The sequence below is a fragment of the Martelella mediterranea DSM 17316 genome (assembly GCF_002043005.1).
In the GTDB taxonomy this organism is placed as follows: domain Bacteria; phylum Pseudomonadota; class Alphaproteobacteria; order Rhizobiales; family Rhizobiaceae; genus Martelella; species Martelella mediterranea.
This window is the reverse complement of sequence record NZ_CP020330.1, coordinates 994,240-1,009,937: the sequence shown is the minus strand read 5'-3', so window position 1 is coordinate 1,009,937 and position 15,698 is coordinate 994,240. Positions and strand designations below refer to the sequence as shown.

Annotated in this window: 13 protein-coding genes; 2 read left to right on the top strand and 11 right to left on the bottom strand. The window is 63.9% G+C overall.

The features are described 5' to 3' along the window. The first annotated feature begins 117 nt into the window (after positions 1 to 117). Both Mame_RS04605 and Mame_RS04600 read left to right on the top strand, forming a co-directional pair. Positions 118 to 1,335 carry an ABC transporter substrate-binding protein gene (locus Mame_RS04605; RefSeq protein ID WP_018064924.1) on the top strand — a complete coding sequence of 406 codons (1,218 nt, stop codon included), beginning with the start codon at positions 118 to 120 and terminating at the stop codon, positions 1,333 to 1,335. 89 nt (positions 1,336 to 1,424) lie between these two features. Beyond that, complete coding sequence (locus Mame_RS04600) at positions 1,425 to 2,561, top strand: ABC transporter ATP-binding protein (protein ID WP_018064925.1); 1,137 nt, start codon at positions 1,425 to 1,427, stop codon at positions 2,559 to 2,561. 43 nt (positions 2,562 to 2,604) lie between these two features. Here Mame_RS04600 and Mame_RS04595 read toward each other — a convergent pair whose 3' ends face one another. The 11 genes from Mame_RS04595 to Mame_RS04545 form a co-directional block, all read right to left on the bottom strand. Next, positions 2,605 to 3,978 carry a GH1 family beta-glucosidase gene (locus Mame_RS04595; protein ID WP_018064926.1) on the bottom strand — a complete coding sequence of 458 codons (1,374 nt, stop codon included), beginning with the start codon at positions 3,976 to 3,978 and terminating at the stop codon, positions 2,605 to 2,607. A gap of 233 nt (positions 3,979 to 4,211) precedes the next feature. Next, on the bottom strand, positions 4,212 to 5,396 hold the full coding sequence (locus Mame_RS04590) for a Gfo/Idh/MocA family protein (RefSeq protein ID WP_018064928.1): 1,185 nt from the start codon (positions 5,394 to 5,396) through the stop codon (positions 4,212 to 4,214). A gap of 403 nt (positions 5,397 to 5,799) precedes the next feature. Continuing rightward, positions 5,800 to 6,852 (bottom strand): sugar phosphate isomerase/epimerase family protein, encoded by a 1,053-nt coding sequence (locus Mame_RS04585; RefSeq protein ID WP_018064929.1) that lies wholly within the window; start codon positions 6,850 to 6,852, stop codon positions 5,800 to 5,802. 139 nt (positions 6,853 to 6,991) lie between these two features. Beyond that, positions 6,992 to 7,936 (bottom strand): substrate-binding domain-containing protein, encoded by a 945-nt coding sequence (locus Mame_RS04580; RefSeq protein ID WP_026173500.1) that lies wholly within the window; start codon positions 7,934 to 7,936, stop codon positions 6,992 to 6,994. A 78-nt stretch (positions 7,937 to 8,014) separates the two neighbouring features. Further along, complete coding sequence (locus Mame_RS04575; protein ID WP_018064931.1) at positions 8,015 to 8,983, bottom strand: ABC transporter permease; 969 nt, start codon at positions 8,981 to 8,983, stop codon at positions 8,015 to 8,017. A 29-nt stretch (positions 8,984 to 9,012) separates the two neighbouring features. After that, positions 9,013 to 10,539 carry a sugar ABC transporter ATP-binding protein gene (locus Mame_RS04570; RefSeq protein ID WP_018064932.1) on the bottom strand — a complete coding sequence of 509 codons (1,527 nt, stop codon included), beginning with the start codon at positions 10,537 to 10,539 and terminating at the stop codon, positions 9,013 to 9,015. 224 nt (positions 10,540 to 10,763) lie between these two features. Further along, a complete protein-coding gene (locus Mame_RS04565; RefSeq protein ID WP_018064933.1) occupies positions 10,764 to 11,942 on the bottom strand; it encodes an AI-2E family transporter in 1,179 nt (392 codons plus the stop codon). Between the two features lie 59 nt (positions 11,943 to 12,001). Further along, entirely contained in the window at positions 12,002 to 12,556 is a 555-nt protein-coding gene (locus Mame_RS04560; RefSeq protein WP_018064934.1) for a gamma-glutamylcyclotransferase family protein, read from the bottom strand. Then, the gene (locus Mame_RS04555) at positions 12,556 to 14,373 is read right to left on the bottom strand and encodes an ABC-F family ATP-binding cassette domain-containing protein (protein WP_018064935.1); all 1,818 of its coding nucleotides are present in this window, start codon (positions 14,371 to 14,373) and stop codon (positions 12,556 to 12,558) included. Before Mame_RS04555 ends, Mame_RS04560 begins: the two co-directional genes overlap by 1 nt. Positions 14,374 to 14,379: 6 nt before the next feature. Continuing rightward, a complete protein-coding gene (locus tag Mame_RS04550) occupies positions 14,380 to 15,030 on the bottom strand; it encodes a thiamine diphosphokinase (RefSeq protein ID WP_018064936.1) in 651 nt (216 codons plus the stop codon). A gap of 93 nt (positions 15,031 to 15,123) precedes the next feature. Next, positions 15,124 to 15,663: a MarR family winged helix-turn-helix transcriptional regulator gene (locus Mame_RS04545; RefSeq protein WP_018064937.1), complete on the bottom strand. Its 540-nt coding sequence runs from the start codon at positions 15,661 to 15,663 to the stop codon at positions 15,124 to 15,126. Positions 15,664 to 15,698: the final 35 nt, after the last annotated feature.

Sequence of the window (15,698 nt, the reverse complement as noted above, 5' to 3'; positions counted from 1 at the left end):
AGAACATGCGCCGCATGCGACCGCCAGTTTGAACGGCAGGGGTTTGACTGCCGAAACGCAAAGGCCCGCACCGTCCACGGGCGATCATCGAATGGACGAAAGATAGGGGAATTCAAAATGCCTGATCTGAAGAAACTCAGCCTCGGCGTCGCAACGCTCGCGCTCCTCGCCTCGGCCTCCGTCGCCTCCGCCGAAGACAAGGTCGTCTCGATGATCCAGTGCGGCGACGAGCTCGCCGAAGGCTATGACGGCTTCATCGCCGAATGGGAAAAGAACAATCCCGGCTACAAGGTCGAGACCGAGGTCGTCGGCTGGGGCCAGTGCCAGGACAAGGCCACCAACCTCGCCGTTGCCGGCACGCCGATCGCCCTTGCCTATATGGGCTCGCGCACCTTGAAGCAGCTTTCCGAAAACGGCCTGATCGTGCCGATCCCGATGAGCGAGGAGGAAAAGGCCTCCTATTATCCGCACATCGTCGACACCGTCACCTTCGACGGCGCGCAATGGGGCGTTCCGGTGGCCTTCTCCACCAAGGCGCTCTACTGGAACAAGGACCTGTTCGAACAGGCGGGCCTTGACCCGGAAACCCCGCCGAAGACCTGGCAGGAACTCTACGACATGGCCGCCACCATCAAGGAAAAGACCGGCACGCCCGGTTTCGGCCTGACCGCCAAGAGCTTCGACAACACCATGCACCAGTATCTGCACTGGGTTTACACCAATAACGGCCAGGTCATCGACGCCGACGGCAATATCGTGCTCGACAGCCCGCAGAACCTTGAGGCGCTGGAATGGTACGGCAAGATGGTGGATGTCTCCGAGGAAGGCCCGACGGCTTACGAGCAGGATGAACTGACGCCGCTGTTCAACGATGCCCAGGTCGCCATGATCGAGCAGGGCCCTTGGGTCAGGAACCGCGTCAATGACGATCTCAACTGGGGCGTCGCGCCGCTGCCGGTCGGCCCGCAGGGCAAGGGTCCCGGTACGCTCTTGATTACCGACAGCATGGCCGTGTTCGATGGTTCCGGCGTGGAAGAGCAGGCGATCAGCCTGGCCAAATGGCTCACCAATCCGGACAACCAGTTCTACTATGAGAAGACCCACGGCCTGACGCCGCTGCGGCCGGTGGCGGGCGTGCAGGAAATGGTTGAAGAGGACCCGACCTGGGCCCCCTTCCTCGACGGTATCGAGTTCGGCGGTCCCGAGCCGCTGTTCACCGATTACCAGGCGTTCCAGAATGCCATGGTCGATATGGTGCAGTCCGTCGTCATCGGTTCCGCCGAGCCGGCCGAGATCCTGAGCTCGACCGCGGCCGAGATCGAAGAATACAAGTAAGCGACGGCCGCCCGGCGAAAACCCGCCGGGCGGCTTCCCATTTGCGGGCCGGCCTGGAATGGCGGCCCGGATGCGGCAGGAGAGACCTCTTGGGACAGCTCAATCTCAAAAACATCTACAAGAATTACGGCATCTACGATGTCATCAAGGGCATCGATCTCGAGGTGCACGAGGGCGAATTCGTGGTTTTCGTCGGTCCGTCCGGCTGCGGCAAATCCACGCTTCTGCGCATGATCGCCGGCCTTGAGGACATCACCTCCGGCGACATCACGATCGACGGCGAGCGCGTCAACAATCTCGCCCCCGTCAAGCGCGGCATCTCGATGGTGTTCCAGTCCTACGCGCTCTATCCGCATATGACGGTCTACGAGAACATCGCCTTTCCGCTGCGCGTGCAGAAAATGGCCGAGCCGGAGGTGCGCGAGCGCGTCGAGGCGGCGGCGAATATCCTGCAACTCGGCGAGCGCCTGCAACAGAAGCCCGGCATGCTGTCGGGCGGCCAGCGCCAGCGCGTCGCGATCGGCCGCGCGATCGTGCGCAAGCCGAAAATCTTCCTGTTCGACGAGCCGCTCTCCAACCTCGACGCGGCGCTGCGCGGCGAAATGCGCATCGAACTGACCCGCCTCCACCACGACCTCGCGGCGACCATGATCTATGTGACCCACGACCAGGTCGAGGCGATGACCATGGCCGACCGGATCGTGGTGCTGAATGCCGGCGACATCGCCCAGGTCGGCGCGCCGCTCGAGCTCTATCACAAGCCGCGGAACCTGTTCGTCGCGGGCTTTATCGGCAATCCGCCGATGAATCTCCTGAAGGTGACCTGCACCGGCGCCGATCAGTCGGGCGTCACCGTCGAATATGACGGCAAGAGCCTCACCGTGCCGGTCGAACCCCGCGACGGTCTTGTCGGCGAGACGCTGACGCTCGGCATTCGCCCGGAGCACACCGTGCTCGGCGGTGGCGAGCTGGCGATCACCATCAAACCGACGGTAATCGAACGCCTCGGCATCAACACCATTGCCTATGCGGCGCTTGGCGAGGGCAAGACCTTCTGCTCGCTGACTTCGGGCTCGGCCCCGGTGCGCGTCGACGAGGACGTGGTGATCGGCATCAACGCCGCCGACTGCCACCTGTTCGATGGCGACGGCAATGCGCTGGAGCGCCGCGTCGAACTCAAGGATTTCGATTTCGAGAAAGTGCTGGCCCCGGAAGCCCAAGGGTGAGTCGGAGGCCAGCCGACGGCGGCACGGGAGCGCGCAGCGGCCCTCAGGCTGCTTCGGTTTCAGTCGTCCCGAAGGTCTCGGCCAGCGCCTTGTACCACTTGCCGGAGTCCTTGATGGTGCGTTCCTGGGTTTCGTAGTCCACGTGGACCAGGCCGAAACGCATGCGGTAGCCTTCCGCCCATTCGAAATTGTCCATCAGGCTCCAAGCGTAATAGCCCTTCAGCGGAATGCCCGCGTCAATGACGTCGGCGCAGACCGAGATGTGCTCGGAGAGGTACTCGGTGCGCGGCGCATCGTCGACCACGCCGTCGACCGGCTCCATATTGTAGCAGGCGCCGTTCTCGGTGATGTACATGTCCGGCAGGTCGTAGCGATCATAGAGCTGTTTGATCAGCTTGCCGAGCGAGGGGGCGTAGACTTCCCAGCCGATATCGGTGAGGACATTGTTGACCGGGGCAGTTTCTCTCGCCGCAGGAAACGCCGCGTCCGGGCTGCCGTCATGGGCGATGCGCATGGGACGATAATAGTTGAGCCCCCACCAGTCGAGCTTCTGGTTGATGGTCTGAAGATCCCCGTCCTCGATCTCCGGCATGCGTTCGCCATAGGCGGCCATGAAGTCGGCCGGATATTCGCCCTTCAGCATCGGATCGAAGAAGCAGGCATTGTGGAACTGGAAGGCCCGTTCGACCGCGGCCATATCCTCGGCGCGGTCAGAGGCGGGTTCGATCGCCTGGTGATTGCAGACGATGCCGACCGGCACGTCCGGCGCTTCCTGGCGGATCGCCTCGACGCCAAGGCCGTGGGCGAGGTTCATCGTGTGGAGCGCGGCAAGGGCGGCGTCGATCGATTTCTCGCCCGGTGCGTGAACGCCGTAGAGATGGCTGAGCCAGACGATGCACCAGGGTTCGTTGAAGGTCGCGACCATGTCGAGGCGGTCGCCGAGCCGCTTCATCACCGTCTGCGCATAGCGCTGGAAGGCGTAGGCCGTCGAGCGTGCCGCCCAGCCGCCATCGCCGGCAAGCGTCAGCGGCAGGTCCCAGTGATAGAGCGTCGCATTGGTCTTGATGCCGCGCTCCTTGCAGCCGTCGATCAGCCGGTCGTAGAAGTCGAGACCGGCCTCGTTTATCGGTCCCCGCCCGTCCGGAATGATGCGCGGCCAGGCGATCGAAAACCGGTAGGTCTCCACACCGAGTTCCTTGATCAGGTCGAGGTCCTGGTCGAGACGATGGTAATGATCGCAGGCGATATCGCCGCTGTCGCCGTTGAAGGTGCGGCCCGGCATGTGGGAAAACGCATCCCAGATCGACGGTTTGCGGCCATCCTCGCGCGCCGCGCCTTCAATCTGGTAGGAGGCCGTCGCGACGCCGAACATGAAATCGGACGGAAAACGTCCGGCCAGAGCCTTGGGATCGATCATGCTGGATATCCTTTCGTCTCGGCCGGGATGAGGCGATTCCACCCGGCCTTAGTCGTCTCGCCGCTAAACGCACCGCAGCTTCTCGAGGCCGATCTCTAGAAAATCCAAAGCGCTTTGTACAGAACGGGCCGCCGAAATCTGTAACGTTACAGAACTTATCCGGACAACGTTGCCGAATTGCGTCACCCGGCCCTGCATGGCTCCGTTGAGCGCGCATGCAGGGCCGAAGCGCATCAGACGTTCGGTTTCACCCAGGCGCCGTCCTTCTTGGCGGATTCGACGCAGGCCTCGACAAAGGCGAGGCCGATCACGCCGTCCTCGATCGTCGGATAGATCACGTCGGGGGCTTCTCTTCCATCGCGATATGCCTTGATGGCGAGCGCCGCTTCGGAATAGATGTTGGCGAAGCCTTCGAGATAGCCTTCCGGGTGGCCGGCGGGGATGCGTGAGACGCGGGTGGATTCCGGCAGGGCGCCGGCGCCGTTGCGGGTCAGCATCTGCTTCGGCTGGCCGAACGGGGTGAACCACAGAATGTTCGGGTGTTCCTGCACCCATTCGATCCCGCCCTTGGTGCCGCAGACGCGGATTTTCAAACCGTTTTCAAAGCCGGGCGCCACCTGGCTCGCCCACAGCATGCCCTTGGGCCTGACGCCGTTCTTCTCCTTGAAGCGCAGCATCACATGGGCGTTGTCATCGAGCTGACGACCCTCGACGAAACTGTCGAGATCGGCGGCAAGGCTTTCGACCGAAGCACCCGAGACGAACAGGGCAAGGTTCAGCGCATGGGTGCCGATATCGCCCAGCGCGCCGCCGGCGCCTGAGCGTTTCGGGTCGGTGCGCCACTCGGCCTGTTTCGACCCCTGCCTTTCAACCGGCTCGGTCAGCCAGTCCTGCGGATATTCGGCGTGGATCAGGCGGATGTCGCCGAGATCGCCGTTTGCCACCATGGCGCGGGCCTGACGGATCATCGGATAGCCGGTGTAATTATGGGTGAGGATGAACAGCGCATTGGCCTTGTCGGCGATCGCCTTCAGCGCCTTGGCGTCTTCCAGATTGGAGGTCACCGGCTTGTCGCAGATGACGTGGATGCCCTTTTCGAGGAAGGCCTTGGCCGGGCCGAAATGCATGTGGTTCGGCGTCACGATCGCCACCGCCTCGATGCCGTCCTCGCGGGCGGCTTCCTTCTCGGCCATTTCTTCATAGGAGCCGTAGGTGCGCTCCGGGTCGAGGCCGAGTTCCTTGCCGGAGGCCAGCGCCTTTTCCGGCGTGGACGACAGCGCGCCCGCGACCAGCGTGTAGTGATCGTCAAGCCGCGCCGCGATGCGGTGCACGCCGCCGATGAACGCGCCCGAGCCGCCGCCCACCATGCCGAGCCGGATGCGGCCGGAATATTTCTCGTCTTTGCCTTCAATCGCCATTTTCGTGTTCTCCTGAATTGTCTTTGTGCGGGGTGAAAACCCCTCATCCGGCTGCCGCCACCTTCTCCCCGGCGGGGAGAAGGGACCGTGGGGCTGGTTCTCTGCCCATCACCTCGATCAGCATACCCCCTCGCCCCGGAGGGGAGAGGGTTGGGGTGAGGGGGGAGGCTAGCAGCCCACGCCGGCCGTTGTGTTTGTCTGCGGCCCTCCGACTGCCGCTCTTCTCCGCTTCCTCGTTGGGCCTGCGCCCCTCATCCGGCTGCCGCCACCTTCTCCCCGGCGGGGAGAAGGGATCGCGGGGCTGGTTCTCTGCCTATCACCCCGACCAGCAGCCCCCTCGCCCCTCAGGGGAGAGGGTTGGGGTGAGGGGGAAGGCCAACAGCCCTTACCTGCGTCAGCGAAACTAAAGCCCCAGCATCCGCTTGTTGGCGGCCTCGTCGGTGCCGCCGCCGGCGAAGTCGTCGAAGGCCTTCTCGGTCACGCGGATGATGTGGTGACGCACGAATTCCGCGCCTTCGCGGGCGCCGTCTTCCGGGTGTTTCAGGCAGCATTCCCACTCGACCACGGCCCAGCCGTCGAAATCATTGGCCGCCATCTTCGAGAATATCGCGCCGAAATCCACCTGACCGTCGCCGAGCGAACGGAACCGTCCGGCGCGATCGACCCAGCCCTGATAGCCGCCATAGACGCCCTGCCGGCCGGTCGGATTGAATTCCGCGTCCTTGACGTGGAACATCTTGATCCGGTCCTTGTAGATATCGATGTTATCGAGATAGTCGAGGCACTGCAGCACGTAATGCGACGGGTCGTAGAGCATGTTGGCGCGCGGGTGGTTGTTGACGTGGTCAAGGAACATCTCGAAGGTCACGCCATCATGCAGGTCCTCGCCCGGATGGATCTCGTAGCAGATGTCGACGCCGTTCTCGTCGGCATGGTTCAGGATCGGCGTCCAGCGTTTCGCAAGTTCGGCGAAGGCGGTCTCGACCAGGCCAGCCGGGCGCTGCGGCCAGGGATAGAGGAACGGCCAGGCGAGCGCGCCGGAGAAGGTCGCATGGGCGTTGATGCCCATATTCTTCGAGGCGGAGATCGCCATCTTCACCTGGTTGACGGCCCATTCCTGCCTTGCCTTTGGGTTGCCGCGCACTTCGGGCGCCGCGAAACCGTCAAAGGCCTCGTCATAGGCCGGATGAACGGCGACGAGCTGGCCCTGAAGGTGGGTGGACAGCTCGGTCACCTCGACGCCGTTCTCGCGGGCCTGGCCCTTGAAGTCGTCGCAGTAATCCCTGGATTCGGCGGCCTTCTTCAGGTCGATGAGCTGGCCGGCCCAGGTCGGCACCTGAACGCCCTCATAGCCGCAATCGGCGGCCCATTTCGTGATCGCGTCCCAGCTGTTGAACGGGGCCTCGTCGCCCGCGAACTGACCGAGAAAGATGGCCGGTCCCTTGATCGTCTTCATGATATTTCCTCCGTTCTATGCGGTCGCGTCGTGTCGGTGGCATCCACCTCGGGTTTCCGGCGAAGCGGCCCTGCTTGTGCAGGGCCGGAGGCTCCGCCGGGGTATTTTGATTTTAGGTCGGCATGGCCGGCCTGCCGGATCAGTAAGGCGAATCCGGGAAGTAGTAGTCCTCGGCATTATCCTCGGTCACCAGCGTGGCGTCGAGGATGTAGCTGCCGGCCACCGGAACCTGATCCATCAGGCCCGCGACCGTCAATTCCATCGCCGTGCCGATCATTGCCGGCGGATAAAGCACGTCGACCGGGATCATGCTGTCGCCGTCCATGACCTTCTTGATCATGTCCTTCGAACCCGCGCCGCCGATGACATACTGGATGTCGTCGCGGCCGGACTGCTCGATCGCCTGCAGCACGCCGACGACCATGTCGTCATCCTGCGCCCAGACCACGTCGATCTTCGGATACTTGGTGAGATAGTCCTGCATCACGCGGAAGGCGTCGTCGCGGTTCCAGTTGCCGAACTGCTTTTCCAGAACCTTGACGTTGGAGCCTTCGAGCGACGCGTCGAAACCGTCCTGGCGCTGCTGGTCGATCGGGATCGGCAGGCCGCGGATGACGACGACTTCGGCATCCGGCGTGGTTTCGACGATGTATTCGCCGGCGACGGCGCCGAGAGCCGGATTATTGCCGGCGACATAGAGGTCGCGGACATTGCTGTCGTTGTTCGACGGCGCGCGGTCCACCAGCGTCACGAAGGCGCCCTGGCTCTTGACCTGCATGATGGCGTTGACCAGCGGATCCGGGTCGGTCGGCAGGATCACCAGCGCATCGATGCCCTGCACGGCCAGATCCTGCACGGCATTCGCCTGGCTTGCCGGATCTGGCGAGGTTTTGACGATCACGTTGAGATCGTCATATTCCTTCATCAGTTCCTCGGCCACGCGCTCGGCGTGATAGACGATGCCGGCGGTCCAGCCATGGTCGGCGGCCGGGATGGATACGCCGACCGTCAGCGCCTGGGCTTCGGTGATGCCGACAAGCGATGTCGCCGCCATAAGGCTTGCGCCCAATACCATATGTTTCATGTTTACTCCTCCCAAGTGGCGGACCGGTTCAGTCCGGAATGTCCGGGCTGCGGGCGGTCCGTAAAACCCGCAAACCATTCAGCCTTTTTGCCTGTTGAACAGCGAACGCTGCACCAGCATGGCGATGATGATGATCGTGCCCTGGATGGCGGCGATCAGATATTCGGAAATGAAGTTCGACAACAGCATGATGTTGCCGACGATCTCCAGAATGAAGGCGCCGCAGATCGTGCCCCAGATGCGGCCGACGCCGCCGCGCAGCGCGGTGCCGCCGACGACGACCGCGGTGATCGCCTGCAACTCCCACAATATGCCGGTGGTTGCAGACGTCGAGCCGAGGCGCGGCACATAGAACAGCACGGCGACCGCGACACAGAGCCCCTGGATCAGATAGGTGATGATCCGGACATTGCGCACCGAGATGCCGGAATAGCGCGCCACCTCCTCATTGGAGCCGACAGCGATGACGTGGCGGCCGAAGCGGGTGCGGTAGAGCACGAAGGCCCCGATCAGCGCCGTCACCACGATCGCGATCACGGGGACCGGAATGCCGAGCACCGTGCCGAAATAGGCGGGGCGATAGGCGGACTGGACGTCGAAATCCTTCAGCGTGATCGCGCCGCCCTGCGACAGCCATGTCGTCAGCCCCCGGAATATCCCCATCGTGCCAAGCGTGACGATGAACGGTTCTATTCGCCCGACCGTGGTGATCACCCCGTTCAGAAGCCCGCAGGCCATGCCGATCAGGATTGCGAGCACCATGGCGGCGGCGATCAGCAGGTATGGGTTGGAAATCACCGCCGTGTTGATGAACATGATCATCAGGCTGGCGACGAAGGCCACCATCGCGCCGACCGAAAGATCGAGCCCGCCCGCCGAAATCACGAAGGTCGCACCGACCGCGATGATCGCGATGAAGGCCGAGCGCGTCGCCACATTCATCAGATTGGTGACGCTCAGGAAGTTCGGGTTGGAAAACGCGCCGAGCACCAGAAGCAGGGCCAGCGCCAGGAAGGGGGCCAGCACCCGAAGGTCGATCCGGCTCATGAAGCCTGATGTGTTTTCAGCCTGTCCACTCACGACGCCATCTCCCGCTTGCCGGAAACGCCGGTCGCCAGCACCACGATCTCGTTTTCGTTCATGTCCTCTCCCGTCACCTCGCCGGCGATCTCGCCCGAGCGCATCACCACGATCCGGTCGCAAAGGCCGATCAGTTCCGGCATTTCCGAGGAAACCACGATGATCGAGTGCCCGTTTCGGGCGAGGTCGGCGATGAATTTGTAGATCTGTTCCTTGTTGCCGATGTCGATGCCGCGCGTCGGCTCGTCGATGATCACGATCTCGGGTTCGAGCAGCATCATCTTGGCGAGCAGAAGCTTCTGCTGGTTGCCGCCCGACAGTTCGCCGGCGGCAAGTTCCTTCGAGCCGGTGCGGATGTCGAAGTCGCGGATCGCGTCGTCAAGCGCCTTGTCCTCGGCCTTGCGGTCGACCTGCAGGTTCTTCGTGAACCGGTCGAGGGCGGAGAGCGTGAGGTTGGTTCTGAGGTCCTTGGTCAAGAGCAGGCCCTTGCCCTTGCGGTCCTCAGAGAGGTAGACGATGCCGGAGCGAAGGGCCGCGATCGGGGCGTTGAAATTAACCGTCCTGCCGTTGAGCCGCACCGCGCCCTTGCCGGGCCTCAAGCCCAGCAGGCCTTCCATCAGCTCCGTGCGTCCGGCGCCGATCAGGCCGGCAAAGCCGAGGATCTCGCCCTTCCTGAGCGTGAACGAACAGCGTTCGGTGTAACCCGGCACGGTAAAGTCCTCGACCTCCAGCACCGGCAGGCCGGCGCCGTCATGGGCGCGGTCGGGATAAAGCTTGGAGACGTCGCGGCCGACCATCAGCCGGGCCATGTCGGCGGGCTCGAGCGTATCGGCGTCACGGCTGGCGATCAGCTGGCCATCGCGCAGCACGGTCACCGTGTCGGCGATCGCCTTCACCTCGTTGAGGCGGTGGGAAATGAACAGCACGGCAACGCCGCGGTCGCGGATCGCGCGGATCACCTTCAAGAGCGCCTCGGTCTCGAACGGGGTCAACGAGGCGGTCGGCTCGTCGAAGATCACCACCCGGTGCGGAGTCAACAGCACGCGGGCGATCTGCACGAGCTGGCGCTTGGCGATCGACAGCCTGGAAACGAGTGTATCGGGCGCGATATCGGTGCCGAGTTCGAGGAGCGCCTTGTGGGCCTCCGCATTCATCACCCGGTCGTTGACCGCAAGGCCACGGCGGACTTCCCGACCGAGGAAAATATTCTGCGCCACGGTGAGATCGGGCGCGAGCAGGATTTCCTGATGCACCAGCACGATGCCGGCGGCCTCCGCTTCGACAGGGTTTTCGAAGCTTACGGGCGCGCCGTCGACTTTCACGGCACCGGCGGAGGGTTTCAGATTGCCGGCCAGAAGCCGCATCAGCGTGGATTTGCCGGCGCCATTTTCGCCGATCACGGCATGGATTTCGCCGGCACGAACGGACAGGTCGATGCCGTGCAGCACCTCGATCGGGCCAAAGGACTTCCTGAGCCCCTCGGTCTGCAGAATAGCGGCGTTTCCGCCCGCTTTCTCAATCATGATCCTCCCCAGGCGCTGTTGCCGAAGCGCTCATTTCTCTCCGGCGCGCCGCGCCGGAAGATGTTCCTCCGCGCCGCCTTCCCGAGCGGCGCAAAACGGGCGCGGCTTCGCCCTTGCGGCGACGGCTGCCCTTTCCCTGATGAGCCTAGCGGGAAAAATGATGTACGTAAAGCATGTTTCGCCGTCCCAACCGTATCCGGGAGGCGGGGTCAGGCGATGTCGGTTCAGTCCGTGCTGACTGCGGTCGGGCTTTGCGCAGGCGGGGGCTCGGCCTCGGCCGGTTTTTCGGCGGCGGCGAGGTTTGCCTCCAGCACCCATTCGCGCCAGATCGCGACGATCAGCGCCATCAGCACCGGACCGACGAACAGCCCGATCAGCCCCATGGTCTTGACCCCGCCGACAAGGCCGAAAAAGGTCGGCAGGAAAGGCAGCTTGATCGGCCCGCCGACGAGGCGCGGCCTCAGCGTCTTGTCGACGATGAAGAGCTCGATCGTTCCCCAGGCAAACAGCGCGATGCCATGGATCGGCGTGCCGCGCGCGACAAGATAGGCAGAGATCAGCGTGAAGGTCAGCGGCGCGCCGCCCGGCACCATCGCCATCACCGCCGTCAGCAGACCAAAGGAAACGAAATTGGGCACCCCGGCCACATAATAGGCTGTGCCGAGCACGATGCCTTCGCCCATGGCGATCAGCGTCATGCCGGTGACCGTGGAGGAAATCGTCGCCGGAACCACGCGCGAAATCCGGTACCAGCGGTCGGGAAACAGCCGCTCGCCGATCATGTCGAGTTGGGCGGCGAACTTGTCGCCGTCCTTGTAGAGGAAGAACAGCGCGATCAGCATGAACAGCGCCGCAAGCACCAGCCCGAACACCCGGCCGCTGACGAACAGGGCGGTGCGATAGATGCTGCCGATATTCTCGCCACTGACGGCCTGGATCAACTGACCTATATCGCCGGGCTGGCCGAGATATTCCCGCCATTTCGCCGAAACCCATTCGCCGATGACCGGCAGGTTGTGGATCCAGTCGGGAACCGGCGCGCCGATACGGTTGGCCGCGGCGGCCCAAGAGATCCAGGCCTCCAGTTCGCGCGACATGTAGATCACCGCGAAGACGATCGGCAGGATCAGGAACAACAGGATCAGGAAGATCGCGATCGCGGCCGAGATCTTGCGCCGCCCGCCAAGCCGACTGTCGAGCTTGCGATAGACCGGCTGCGAGGCAAAGGCGATGATCAGCGCCGCCAGAACCGGCACCAGGAAGCCGTGAAAGAAATAGATCGCGGCGAGCGCCACGCCGAGCAGCAGCCAGCGCGCGGCGGTGACGGAGGGGATCAGCGGCGCGCGGGCGGCGGCGGCCGTGCCGATCCAGCTTTGCGTCCTGTGATGCGGTTTCTGATCCATCGCCTGTTTCTTTCCCGTCGGACAGCCCGGCATTATCTATGCTGCCCCCATATCGCCTTTCAAGGTCGATAGCCAGCAAAAGCCCCATCGCCATCAAAGCCCGCGCTGGCCAGAACCTCTCTTGCCTCGATCCCGGACGGTCGCGCGCGGTCCGGATCGGCGCGGCAAGGGGCGGCGCCGAGCTGGTCGACATAATCCGCCGGCAGACCGTGCTGGCGCGCGCCGGCGATCACCAGCGCGTGGTACCAGTCGAAGGGCAGCAGCGCCGGATCGCGGAAGGCGGGCGGGGCCTTGTAGGTGCAGGCTGAGACCATCGCGTCGTCCTTGAGGAGGCGCACCGCGCAGTCATCGATCCGGTCATAGCCGTTGCCCATGCCCTCGAACGCATCAAGCAGATCGCGTTCGCTCAGGTCGAGCATGAAGACCACGCCGAACACCGTCTCGCCTGGCCGCTCGACGATCGTCGCCTTGCCAGAACCCTCATTGCCGATCTTGGAAAAGGCGAGCGCATGATCCGCCAGCACCGCCGGGCCGACAGGTCTTGCCGAGGGGCAGCGTCGCGCCAGCCGCTCGGTCAGCATGTTGGAGCCGTAGGCGAAATAGGCGAGCGCCATCAGCCCTCCAGTTCCTCGCGCAGCATTTCCAACTCCAGCCATTCCTCTTCCTTGGCGGCGAGCGTCGCACGCTCGCGTTCCAGCACTTTCGCGGCCTTGGAGAAACCGTCTGGATCGCGGGCGAAGAATTGCGGGTCGGCCATGCGTTCCTCGAGCCTGGCGATATCCGCCTCGATCTTCGCCATTTCCTTCGGCAGGTTTTCGAGCGCGAATTTCTGCTTGTAGGACAGTTTTCCTTTCGCCTTGGCGGGTTCGGGCGCGGCCTTCTCCCGGGCGGCCTGTTTTTCCTTCTTTTCGGCCGCCCTGGCCTCGGCGGCAGCCCCCTTGCGCTGGGCCATCATGTCGGAATAGCCGCCGGCATATTCCAGCCATTCGCCATCCGGCGACAGCGGATTGGCCGGCGCGATCGTCGAGGTGACGGTACGGTCGAGGAAATCACGGTCATGAGAGACGAGAATGACGCTGCCGGCAAAACCGGCGACGATCTCCTGCAGCAGATCCAGCGTCTCGATGTCCAGATCGTTGGTCGGCTCGTCGAGGATCAGCACGTTCGCCGGCCGCGCCAGGATGCGCGCCAGCATCAGCCGCGCGCGTTCGCCGCCGGAGAGGTTGCGGATCGGCGTGCGCGCCTGTTCCGGCTGGAACAGGAAGTCCTTCATGTAGCCCGCGACATGGCGTTGCTCGCCATTGACCAGCAACGTGTCGCCGCGCCCGTCGGTGAGGTAATGCGCCAGCGTGTCGTCGGGGTCGAGTTCCTCGCGCTTCTGGTCGATCACGGCGATCTCCAGATTGACGCCGAGGCGCACCCAGCCGCTGTCGGGCGCAAGCTGGCCGGTGAGCATCTTCAGAAGCGTGGTCTTGCCCGCCCCATTCGGGCCGACGAGACCAATGCGGTCGCCGCGCGAAACCCTGAGCGAAAACGGCTTCACGATCGTCCGTTCGCCAAAGGATTTGGTGATGTTCTCCGCCTCGATCACCAGCTTGCCGCTTTCGCGCACATCGCTGACCGTGGCGTTGACGGTGCCCTGCGGGCCCTGGTGGCCGCGATGCCGGGCGCGCATGTCGTGCAGTTCGCCGAGACGGCGCATGTTGCGCTTGCGCCTTGCGGTCACGCCATAGCGCAGCCAGTGCTCCTCGCGCACGATCGCGCGCGCCAGCTTGTGCTGCTCGGCCTCTTCCTCCTCCAGCACCTTGTCGCGCCATTCCTCGAAATGGGCAAAGCCCCGGTCCATCCGCCGCGCGATGCCGCGGTCGAGCCAGACGGTGGCGGTCGAGACGTTTTCGAGAAAGCGCCGGTCATGCGAGATCAGCACCATGGCCGAGCGCGTGCCGGCAAGCTCTTCTTCCAGCCATTCGATGGTGGTGAGGTCGAGATGGTTGGTCGGCTCGTCGAGCAGCAGGATATCGGGTTCGGGCGCGAGCACCCGGGCAAGCGCGGCCCGCCGCGCCTCGCCGCCGGAGAGTTTTTTCGGGTCGGCCGAGGGCGAAATGCCGAGATGCTCCATCATGTAGTCGGCGCGGTAGCGTTCGTCACCGGGCGCAAGCCCCGCCGCGACATAGGCCTCGACCGTGGCATAGCCGGAGAAATCCGGCGCCTGTTCGAGATAACGGATGGTGGCCGAGGGCTGGCGGAAGATTTCGCCCGACTGCGCCTCGACCAGACCGGCGGCGATCTTCAGAAGCGTCGACTTGCCCGAACCGTTGCGCCCGACAAGGCAAATCCGGTCGCCCGGTTCGACCTGCAGGCCCGCGCCGGCAAGCAGCGGCGTTCCGCCGAAGCTCAGATGAATATCGTCCAGTTTCAAAATCGGCGGCATAACGCCTCATACTCCCGAAAAATCATGCGGGCGGAGAATGATGATCCCCGAACCGTTTTTCAAGCCGAAGCGCACCGGCCCGCCCTTCGCCTTGTTGGAGACGCCGCGCGCCGCGCCGAAGGGCAGGGCGAAATCCTCAAGCGGGTAGACGGCATTGCCGATCGAAAGGCCGGCAAGATCCGAAACGCCGAGCACGGAAAACAGCGCGCCTTCCGGCATCTCCACCACCGTCTCGCCGGCAAGCAGGGGATGGGCCTCTTCTTCACCCGAGGTCAGCACGATCTCGATGCCATCGCCGGCCAACCGGACGGCGAGCAGCAGGTTCATCAGCCCGTGATCGGTGCGCTCGCCTTGCAGCGCGCCGGCCATCACGATCCGCCGAGCGCCCCGCTGCAGCGCCTCCTCGATTGCAAGCGCGCCGTCTGTCAGGTTCTTGGCGGGCGGGAAGCTCTTGCGCGTGATGTCCGGAAAGCGCGCCACAAGTGCTGCATCGGTGGAATCGAAATCCCCGACCCAGACTTCCGGCTTCACGCCCAACGCCCCGGCATGGCGCATGCCGCCATCGGCGGCGATCACCCGGCTTCCGGCCACAAGCGCCAGCACCCGGTCGTCAACCGTAAGCGCGCCGCCCAGCAATATCGTGAAGGTCTCGTTCATCGCCTACGCAATAGAGCGGATCGGGGCCAAAGGGAAGGGTGGCACGCACGCCCGGGCGTGTTCGCCTGTCGATCCCCGCCCGGTCAGTTCTGCTCAGCTCGCGGTGCGGGCCTTGGGCGCGATCTCGGCGGCTTCGCCGGCATGGTCGCGGGCATAGTCCTCGAGGCCGTCGACGAAGCGCTGATAGAGCTTGGAAAACGTGTCAAGGTCATCGGCCGACCAGTTTTCCGTGACGCTTTCCAGAAGCCGCCGCTTCACCGCGTGCACCTCGTTCAGCAGCGCCCTGCCTTTCGGTGTGATCACCAGGATCGAACGGCGGGCGTCGTTCTGGCAGACGCGGCGTTCCAGCACGTTCTGGGAAACGAGTTCGGCGACGATCCGGCTTGCGCGCGAAGGGTCGATCCGCATGCCGTCGGCCACCGAGCCGATCGTCGCGCGGTCATTCTCGCCGGCGCGATGGACCACGTCAAGCACATCGAGATGGGTGATTTCCAGCGCCGGCGCGACATTGGCGATCGCGATCCGCCCGATGATGCGGCGGCGCATCATCAGCCGCTGCTGCGTCATGGTGTCGGAAATCCGCTGCATGGCATCGGCCTGGTCCGGGGCTGTCGTGTCGCGCTTTTCGTCCATGCTCTCTGTCTATCAGATCATCGGAAAATTTGAAA

Excerpts from the sequence above, each read along its gene's own strand:
- Mame_RS04555 (WP_018064935.1), bottom strand. The coding sequence starts at position 14,373 with ATGCCGCCGATTTTGAAACTGGACGATATTCATCTGAGCTTCGGCGGA.
- Mame_RS04595 (WP_018064926.1), bottom strand. The coding sequence starts at position 3,978 with ATGATCGATCCCAAGGCTCTGGCCGGACGTTTTCCGTCCGATTTCATG.
- Mame_RS04580 (WP_026173500.1), bottom strand. The coding sequence starts at position 7,936 with ATGAAACATATGGTATTGGGCGCAAGCCTTATGGCGGCGACATCGCTT.
- Mame_RS04565 (WP_018064933.1), bottom strand. The coding sequence starts at position 11,942 with ATGGATCAGAAACCGCATCACAGGACGCAAAGCTGGATCGGCACGGCC.
- Mame_RS04570 (WP_018064932.1), bottom strand. The coding sequence starts at position 10,539 with ATGATTGAGAAAGCGGGCGGAAACGCCGCTATTCTGCAGACCGAGGGG.
- Mame_RS04590 (WP_018064928.1), bottom strand. The coding sequence starts at position 5,396 with ATGGCGATTGAAGGCAAAGACGAGAAATATTCCGGCCGCATCCGGCTC.
- Mame_RS04585 (WP_018064929.1), bottom strand. The coding sequence starts at position 6,852 with ATGAAGACGATCAAGGGACCGGCCATCTTTCTCGGTCAGTTCGCGGGC.
- Mame_RS04605 (WP_018064924.1), top strand. The coding sequence starts at position 118 with ATGCCTGATCTGAAGAAACTCAGCCTCGGCGTCGCAACGCTCGCGCTC.
- Mame_RS04550 (WP_018064936.1), bottom strand. The coding sequence starts at position 15,030 with ATGAACGAGACCTTCACGATATTGCTGGGCGGCGCGCTTACGGTTGAC.
- Mame_RS04575 (WP_018064931.1), bottom strand. The coding sequence starts at position 8,983 with ATGAGCCGGATCGACCTTCGGGTGCTGGCCCCCTTCCTGGCGCTGGCC.
- Mame_RS04545 (WP_018064937.1), bottom strand. The coding sequence starts at position 15,663 with ATGGACGAAAAGCGCGACACGACAGCCCCGGACCAGGCCGATGCCATG.
- Mame_RS04560 (WP_018064934.1), bottom strand. The coding sequence starts at position 12,556 with ATGGCGCTCGCCTATTTCGCCTACGGCTCCAACATGCTGACCGAGCGG.